The sequence below is a fragment of the Motilimonas pumila genome (genome assembly GCF_003596335.1).
GTDB lineage: Bacteria > Pseudomonadota > Gammaproteobacteria > Enterobacterales > CBDFNC01 > Motilimonas > Motilimonas pumila.
On sequence record NZ_QZCH01000123.1, the window covers coordinates 1 to 809 of the forward strand.

Below are 809 nucleotides of genomic sequence, written 5' to 3' on the forward strand. Positions count from 1 at the left end.
GCGTTAGTTGCTGCTAACACTTGGGTCTCACATTACCCGAAAAGGTTTAGTTTGGTAGGGGAATTATCCATACAAGCGCTTTAAACGGAACGTCAACATTTGGCTATTGTTCGTTCCTCACAAATTTTAGCCAACTATTTCCGTCCGCTTAAGCGGGCGTTATGTGTCTACTGGGAAATCAATTATGGTTCCGGACTATTGGAATAAATTTATAAAGAAAAATGAATTGGAAGGGGCTTCTTGTAAAATACCTCCGGAAGCAGATCTAGCCAATTTGGACGAAGAAGGACCTGACTTGTATATTATGGGTGAATCCATGTCGATTCAAGAGTCTACTGAATACTATCCTGGTATGTATGTAAAGTCAGATGGCTATATTCCAGTTGCTAGTTGTGAGATTGGTAGTGGAAATCCATACTTTATAAATGTAAATGAAGGAGAGAATGGCTCTCTATATTGCATATTTCATGATGTGGTAACATCAGAAAACTATGATTCTTCGAAAGGCATTGTAAAAGTGCTGGAGAGTTTTCGTGAGCTAGCTAAATATAAAGAATAGTGACTACTTTTGTAAATGCATTACAAAGCTAAAAACACATAACAAGAGATTATGGCGTCAATAGTTAATTTACCACTTTTGGCGCTTCCCATAACGCTTCATTCCGCAGCATTGAATTTAAGATAACAATCATCTTTCTGATGCATGCAATAATCGCTACTTTTTTGGGTTTCCCGGCTGCAACAAGGCGTTGATACGTTGCTTTGAAAACAGGGTTTGATTGAATAGCAGACATCATTGCCATGTATAA

The 809-nt window shown here is 38.1% G+C and carries 1 protein-coding gene and 1 pseudogene; one reads left to right on the top strand and one right to left on the bottom strand.

All coding sequences use genetic code 11. From position 1 onward, the window contains the following. Window positions 1-184: 184 nt before the first annotated feature. A complete protein-coding gene (locus D1Z90_RS20815) occupies window positions 185-559 on the top strand; it encodes a hypothetical protein (RefSeq protein ID WP_119912670.1) in 375 nt (124 codons plus the stop codon). Between the two features lie 64 nt (window positions 560-623). Here the strand turns inward: D1Z90_RS20815 and D1Z90_RS20820 are convergent. Then, window positions 624-809, bottom strand: a pseudogene (locus tag D1Z90_RS20820) (IS110 family transposase); the annotation flags it as partial.

What these genes read in the sequence shown, in the direction of transcription:
- D1Z90_RS20815 (WP_119912670.1), top strand. Translation starts at nt 185, where the DNA reads ATGGTTCCGGACTATTGGAATAAATTTATAAAGAAAAATGAATTGGAA.